Genomic DNA, 7,546 nt, shown 5'->3' with positions numbered 1-7,546 from the left:
CCAGGTCCTCGGGACGGGCGACAGGGCAAGAACTAGACCCATTTGCCGCCGAACGTCGTTAACAATCCAATCGGCCCTCAGGCCGAAATCGGCTAAGCACGACTATGCCACAAACGCTGGCCTAATTTCTAGAGGAAAAATTCGTGGGCAGTCGGCAGTGAAGAGGGCAGTGACGAAGAAGTAGCTGGTAGTGGGTAGACAGTAGCTGGTAGTCGGAACTAAAACGCGAGCGGTACGCGAGAATTTACTGACTACTGACTTCTGGCAACTAACTAATGGCAACTTTCCCGTTACGGCAACTCGCGGATGCGCAGGTTTCGGAATTCGACGGGGGAGCCTTCTGATTCAAGACAGAGGTAGCCTGTGCGCGGGTCGGCACCCGAGCCGCCGGATACTTCTTCGCCGTTGACCCACAGGCGCACTTCGCCGTTGATCGCGCGGACGTAGTAGTGATTCCATTCGTTGATTCCCTTGCTCAGCTCCTTGCGGGGAAAGCTGCGCGATCCGTCAGGTGAGATCGGCGGAAACGGCGTGAGCTTGGCCTGGCCGACGCGAAACACGTCGCCGTTGGTTGTGAACCAGTCGGCTTTCTTCTTGTTTTGCGCTTCGTACTGCGTTTTGTAGCCGTGATCCAGCACTTGCACTTCGATTCCCTGCGGCAGGCTGCCCGGCTTCAGGTTCTCGAGCGAGGCGGGAATGGTCCACACGAAAATCCCGGAATTTCCGGCCGACTTCAGATGCCGCCACTGGGCGACCAGTTCGAAATTCGTGACCGTCTTTTGCGTGCGGATGACACCGACCGGCTGTCCCGTGCAGTGCGCGACGCCGTCCTTCCAGGTCCAGGTGTCGGCGTTGCAATTCACGTTGACAAAATCCGCCTCGCCCAGCTCGCGCCAGCCGGGCCCGACGCCGTCGATCGTGGCTTTCGTAACCGGTTCTTCGGCAGCACACGTTAGCGGAAGCAGGCCACAACAAGCAAATAGCAATACGAAACAAAGCGGGCGATGCATCAGGGGAGTCCTCGTCCGAGTGCGATGATCGAATCAGGTGCAAAGATCACAAAAGCGAGACTGTCCAAACGACGGCGCGCTTAGCTCGGCGAAGCATAACCCGGCCGGTGTGCATCCGCAACGCGATGCATGTCACAGGTATTGGCGCGAACCGCGCCCGCGCGGTGCCGTGCTTCTCCACAGCCAACAAAAAAACCTTGCTGCGCTTCGGGCTAGTGTGTTGGCTCTATGGCAACGCTTGCAGGCGAATAAGCGTGCCGTTGTTTGTCAGGAACTACTGCGACTTACGGCGCCACATATTCGCTCTTGCGGCTGTAGCCGGGCGAGGGTTTGTAGTTCGCGCCGGGCAATTCTTCCCACGGCACGACTCCTACCTGGTCGGCCCACGCTTGCCAGGCCGCGGTCAGTTCTTTGACCCGTTCGGGCTCGGTCGCAGCGCGATTGTTCGTCTCGGACCGATCGTCGACCAGATTGTACAGCTCCCACGGACCGCGGAACTCGGCCACCAGCTTCCAGTCGCCGACGCGGATCGCGCGGTTTCCCTCGTGCTCCCAGGCCAGCGTGCGAGGAGCGGCCTCTTCGCCCGCCAAAGCCTTGGCCAGACTCTGCCCTGAAAGGGGCGGCGGTTTGTGGTCGCCGAATTGTTCGGGATAGCTCGTGCCAGCCACTTCCAACAGTGTGGGCATCAGGTCAATCACGTGGCCGACCTCGCTGGTCAGCGTGCCGCGCGCGGCTATGCCTGCCGGCCAGCATGCCACGAGCGGCGTCGAAATGCCCCCTTCGTGATCCCACATCTTGTGCATGCGGAAAGGAGTATTCGCGGCGCTGGCCCAACCGATCTCGAGGCAGCGATGCGAGCCGGGCGCACCGACCGGCGTGCCCGGATTGTGGCCTCGGCCGGCATTCGGCCACGAGTTGAGCGCCTCGGCACTGGCGCCATTGTCGGACATGAACAGCACGAGCGTGTTCTCGCGCGCGCCGAGTCGATCGACCGCCTGCATGACGCGCCCCACGCCCTGGTCCATGCAATCGATCATAGCGGCGTAGACAGCCATCCGCAGATCCCATTCGTCGCGATCGGCTTCGGATAGATCGTCCCAGGCCTTCGCGACGGGATCGCGCCGCGACAGTTTTGTCTCGGGCGAGAGGAGCCCTATCTCCTTTTGCCGCGCAAAACGCTGCTCGCGCAAGCGGTCCCAGCCGCCGCGGTAATGGCCGCGATACTTGGCAATATCCTCAGGCTTGGCGTGCAGCGGAAAGTGAGGCGCCGTGTAGCAGAGGTGCAAAAAGAACGGATCGTCTTTGTTGTCGCGGCCATGATCGTCGAGAAACTTCACAGCGTTATCAGAAAACGCGTCCGTGACGTAGTAGTTCTCGCCCGCCTTGATGTACTCGCGATCCATGTACAAGGGATTCGGATCAAAGTAGCCGCCGCCGCCCCCGGTGCCGTAAGCATGGTCGAAGCCGCGGTTCATTGGATGATTCGGCCGGTTGCCATTGTCCGCGCCGCCGACGTGCCATTTGCCGACGTGGTACGTGCGATAACCGGCGGCATGCAGCAATTGTGCGACGGTCACGGTCTGGGGAAGAATGCTGTGCGTGTAGCTGGGCGGGTGCCAGTCTTGCAGCATGTGCCCCACGCCGGCGACGTGCGGATAAAGGCCGGTCAGCAGCGCCGCCCGGGTCGGGCAACAACGGGCCGCGTTGTAAAACTGCGTGAAGCGCGTTCCATTCGCGGCCAGCCGATCGATATTCGGCGTCGCGATCTCTGAGCCATAGCATCCCAGGTCCGACCAACCGAGGTCGTCGGCCAGAATCAACACGATATTCGGTCGACGCGCAGGCTCCGCCGAATTGGCCTGCGAAATACCGGCTATCGAGATGATTGCGCCGATACAGACGATGATCGGAATAGAAAGTCCGCTTAGCCAATGTCGGCCAAAACGACCGACGACGGAATTAAGGAACATGGACCGTCTCACAGGAATGACGTCGAAGGAACCGTCGGAGTTCGACCACTAGTATCAATCGTCAGACACGAAGGGTCAACGAGTGACGGTCAGGCGCGGTTGACGATGCCAAGGTCCGGACGACGCTTGGGATTACTAATCCAGATCAGCGGGAATCATATCAAATCGGCGTTTGAGGCACCCGATACCCGACGACGCGACGGCGTTCGCTATTTCCTTCGGCGCAATGCGAGTAGCACAAAGCCACCGACGGCCGCGAGTACGAACGATCCCGGCTCGGGCACGACCGTCAGGCCGTACGGCGCGACGAACGTCGGCCCGGCGCCGTGCGTGGCGTCGGAGAGGATCGATCGATTGCCGGTCGTGGGATCGATATCGAGCACGTTGCCGGTAGCCCTCGTGGTAAAGAGAACGTTCGCGGCCCACACGATGCCGCTGGGCGCGACGCCGAGCCCTGGCACCGCCCCGATGGGTGCTCCTGTACCAGATGAGATCGAATGGTAGTCGAAGGGATCAGGGACGTTCGGGTTGAAGCTACCGACGGCCGTCCCAGCAATACTGGCGGATGGGGTGCCAAACAATATGTTGCCGTCTGAGGTGGCCGCCATCGAGTAAACCACGGTCGTCGAAAGATAGCTGCCGACGAAGTTTCCGGTTAGCGAATAGCTTTCAAAGCTGCCCGGGCCGGACGTAAACAGCAAACCATCGGTATAGAGCAGGGCACCAGCGTTGCCACCTAAGCTGGCCAGGTTTGTCGCGTTACCTGTGGTGGGATCGACGCGGAACAGCTCGGACCCATCGACCGCATAGATCTGATTACCGACCTGAATGGCATCGGCCGCCGGGCGCGAAGTGATCTGCGTGCGGTCGCCTGTCGCCGGGTCGACCGAGAACAGTCCGTTCGTCGCCGAAACGAGCAGTTGTCCGCCCGCCATGCGTGAGACGCCCGAGGGTGGTCCGCCGGTCGGAGCCTCACTGAAATCGAACTGCGGCCCACTACCATGCGTGGCATCGGAAATGATCGTCCGATCGCCAGTAGCGGGGTCGACGCGCATCAAGCCGTAATCCTCGCCCCCCGATGTCGGACCGATGTCAGCCGAGATGACGATGTCACCGGCGTTCAATTGGACGGCGCTGGCGCATCGCACGAGCAAGCACGCCAAGACGATGACGAACGTCGTTCCGAAAAGAATCCGCACAAGCTGACAATGAAAACTTGCCATGATTCCTGCTCTGCCTCGAAGAAGAAATGAGAATTTGAATGACGAATGGTTGGTAGTTTTGGTTCCGGTCGCCATCTCTTCCGGCGCAGCGCAATCAGCGACACGCCAGCGACAAGCGCGAGGATAAAAGATCCCGGCTCGGGCACGACCGTCAGGCCATACGGCTGGACGAACGTTGGCCCTGCGCCGTGCGTGGCGTCGGAAAGGGTTGTTACTACGCCGGTCGTCGGATCGATACCGAGCACCTCTCCGGTGCGTTTTTGGGTGTAAAGGATGTTTGCAACCCAAACCGCACCGCTCGGCGACACGCCGAGTCCCGTAACGGTGTTAATTGAAGTCACTCCAGCAGGAAGCCCATGAACATCAGAATAGGTCGGGTCGGGGATATTGGGATTCAAACTGACGACGGACGCCGTACCCCCGTTCAAGATCAGCGACGCACTTCCCATGATCAGATTTCCATCGGACGTGGCGGTCATCGCGCCCGTAAATTCGAACGACGGAAAACTCGCGAGGTAATCTCCGGAAAGTGAATAGCTGATCACGCCGCCTCGGATCGGTGTGTACAGCTCCCCGTTGGCAAAGGCCAAAGAATAGGTTGCGTCGTAGTCGAGACCAAGATTCGTCGAGTTGCCGGTCGTCGGATCGACGCGAAACAGGTTCTCCCCATCAACGGCATAAATCTGATTGCCGACCTGAATGGCGCCGGCCGTGGGGCGAGCGTTGATCATGGTGCGGTCCCCGGTCGCCGGATCGACCGAGAACAACCCATTCCCGGCTGCAACGAGCAATTGCCCGCCGGCCATGCGCGAAACCGACGATATTCCGAGAGTACTAAAATCAAACGCTGGCCCGCTGCCGTGCGTCGCGTCGGAAATGATCGTGCGATCGCCGGTCACCGGATCGACGCGCATCAAGCCGTAGTCCTCTCCGCCCGATGTCGGGCCGATGTCGGCCGAAATGACAATGTCCCCTGTGTTCAGTTGCACGGCGCTTGCACATTGCGCAAACGATCCCACCAAAGTGACTGCCAACGTGATCGCCAGAAAAACCGTTCTGGCTCGATAATGAAAAGCTGCCATGATCACTGCTCCCGTTTCGATGACATAAATGATTGCTCGTCCCGATAAATGTGGTGGGCAGCGCCGCGTGATCTCGCAATCACTTGTTCGTCCGCTGCCGACCGTTGAAACGCCATGAATTGACCGCCCGTAATCGCATGACGAATTGCCATGCAGAAAAAAATCGACGAATAAAAAGACATATATCGCGATGAATAGCCGCCCCAGAAAAATGCGGGACGGAAGTGTCGCGCCGCTCAGCATCCGCGCGTTGACATCACAACGTGCGCCGCAGAGTGGCACCGTGTCACAGAAGCACTGTGTCACAGAAAGCGATCGTCCAAGCGCATTTGCATGCGCTTGCGCCGCTTAAAAGAATCCGGCTCAGTAGCGATACCCGATTTTTACGTCTGGCCGGGCGCCTCTTCCCAACCTTCCCGGATCATAGGGAAGTCAGAATCGCTGGTCAATTCAATTCCTGAGATTCGCTAATAAGATTTACATTCGCGGACTGGGCGGTCGCCTTACGGCCCGCCGACCACGGTGTAAGCGGCCGTCGAACCGGCCGGCTTGTCGACCACGGCCCGCAGGTCTTTCGCGCCGCGCTCGGCCGTATCGACCCGCAGCACGATCGTGTGCGGCCCCCGGGCGAGAGTCGCTTTTTGCGAACCGTCGGCCGGCAGGGGGCTGCCATCGATCCACACCGCTATGCCGCGTGGATCGTTGAGCTTGATCTCCACGTCTCCTGGCTCGGTGACATCGACGTTAGCGCTCAAATAAAGTACCTTCCGCGCGTCGGTCGTCAACTCCGCAAGTGGTAGCGTGCCATCGACGCGTCCGTAGGCGGGCAGCCAGGCGGTTGGCTCGGCGCCGGCGATACGCGCGGCAAAGACGTTCGCGTCGGGGACGCCGGCAGCCAACGCCGGCGGCGTTTCGTTCAAATAGCGCCAACGTTGAATCGTAGGCTGCGAGCGCACGGCGTAAGGGCCGGCCCTGCCCAACTCGCCCACGAAGCGGACCAGGTCCATGAACTCGGTATGCGTCAGGAACGCGGCCAGCCCCTTGGGCATCAGCGATTTGCCCTCCGATTCCTCGTCGATGTCGGCCGCGGGGATCGTGACGCGGCGTCCGGTGGCATCTTTGACAATGACACGATTATCATCTCGATCGACGACGATGCCCTGGTGGAACATGCCGTCCGAGGTAATGAAGTTGCGTGTGAGAAAGCTTTCCTTGATGCTCAGATCGGGATGCAGAATCGACGTGATCACGTAATCCACCGGCCCGGTCGCCCCCACCGGACTGAGGTCCGGTCCCACGTCCCCTCCGGCGCCGCTCACGGAGTGGCATTTCATGCAGCCCAGATCGGCACGGCGAAAGATGGCCTCGCCCCGCGCGGCGTTCCCCTTGGCGAGGACTTCGGCCGCCATGACTTTCAGTTCGTCGAGCGTCGGGGGCGGCTTTTCGATATCAAGCCCAGCGGCCTTGCTCAAGACGTCGGCCAATTGCGGATCGCTGCGGCCCGCCAGATACATGTGCCGCAAAGCGAGCTTGGCGTTATCGGTCGGCAGTTGCGTCGTGGCCAAGGCCGCGGCCAACTTTTCGGTCCCTCCCTGCCGGTCCAATAGCGCGTCGACGAGCACATCTACGTTGGCGCCGGTCTTCGGGTCTTCCAGCAGCTTCGCTGCGTCCGTGGCCGCCGCCGGTAAATCAATGCCCGCCAACAGTGCTACACCGTAAGCCCGCAGACGAGGATTGTCAGCGGCGAGCAATTTGTCGGCCGTGTCGCGGGCGGGCTGACCACCGATCGCCAATAGCGCTTCGAGTGCCAGCCGGCGCGATTCATCCGTGGTCTGCGCATCCAGCAGCCGCGCCGACAGCGGCGCAGCCAAACCCGGCAATTGCCAGGCCGCGGCCAGTCGCACGGCGGCCCGCGCCGTGGCCGGATCGCGATCGTTCATCAGTTGCAACAGTCCTTCGGCGGCTACCGGCGGCTTCAACTTGCGCGTTTGCGCCGCCGTGGCAAGCCCTTCGAGCGCCTGACGCCGCAGTTCCGCCGAGAGCCCATCCGGCTTCGCGGCCTGCTCATAGACATACGCCAGGTCTTGCTCGTTGCCGCGGTCGCAGACCAGCTTCAACACGCTGCCGACGCGCTCGGGCGGCAGCCGACCGCTTTTCAGCAATCGCACCATCGCACCGGCATCCTGTCCGCGAGACGGCGACGGCGCGACAAGCATCGCGCTGCCCAGTGCAACTGCGAACCATAGAACGGAAGGCAATCG

Annotated in this window: 5 protein-coding genes; all 5 read right to left on the bottom strand. The window is 61.0% G+C overall.

Going from position 1 to position 7,546, the window contains the following annotated elements; all coding sequences use genetic code 11:
* Nucleotides 1-290: 290 nt before the first annotated feature.
* Nucleotides 291-1,010 (bottom strand): DUF1080 domain-containing protein, encoded by a 720-nt coding sequence (locus VGN12_19300; GenBank protein HEY4311602.1) that lies wholly within the window; start codon nt 1,008-1,010, stop codon nt 291-293.
* A 284-nt stretch (nt 1,011-1,294) separates the two neighbouring features.
* Nucleotides 1,295-2,980: an arylsulfatase gene (locus VGN12_19295; GenBank protein HEY4311601.1), complete on the bottom strand. Its 1,686-nt coding sequence runs from the start codon at nt 2,978-2,980 to the stop codon at nt 1,295-1,297.
* 209 nt (nt 2,981-3,189) lie between these two features.
* Nucleotides 3,190-4,128 (bottom strand): PEP-CTERM sorting domain-containing protein, encoded by a 939-nt coding sequence (locus tag VGN12_19290; protein ID HEY4311600.1) that lies wholly within the window; start codon nt 4,126-4,128, stop codon nt 3,190-3,192.
* Nucleotides 4,101-5,285, bottom strand: a complete 1,185-nt coding sequence (locus VGN12_19285) for a hypothetical protein (protein ID HEY4311599.1) — start codon at nt 5,283-5,285, stop codon at nt 4,101-4,103. Before VGN12_19285 ends, VGN12_19290 begins: the two co-directional genes overlap by 28 nt.
* Nucleotides 5,286-5,788: 503 nt before the next feature.
* Complete coding sequence (locus VGN12_19280; GenBank protein ID HEY4311598.1) at nt 5,789-7,456, bottom strand: hypothetical protein; 1,668 nt, start codon at nt 7,454-7,456, stop codon at nt 5,789-5,791.
* Nucleotides 7,457-7,546 lie beyond the last annotated feature (90 nt).

The sequence above is a fragment of the Pirellulales bacterium genome (assembly GCA_036499395.1).
Taxonomy (GTDB): domain Bacteria; phylum Planctomycetota; class Planctomycetia; order Pirellulales; family JACPPG01; genus JACPPG01.
This window is presented reverse-complemented; position numbering and strand designations above follow the sequence as displayed.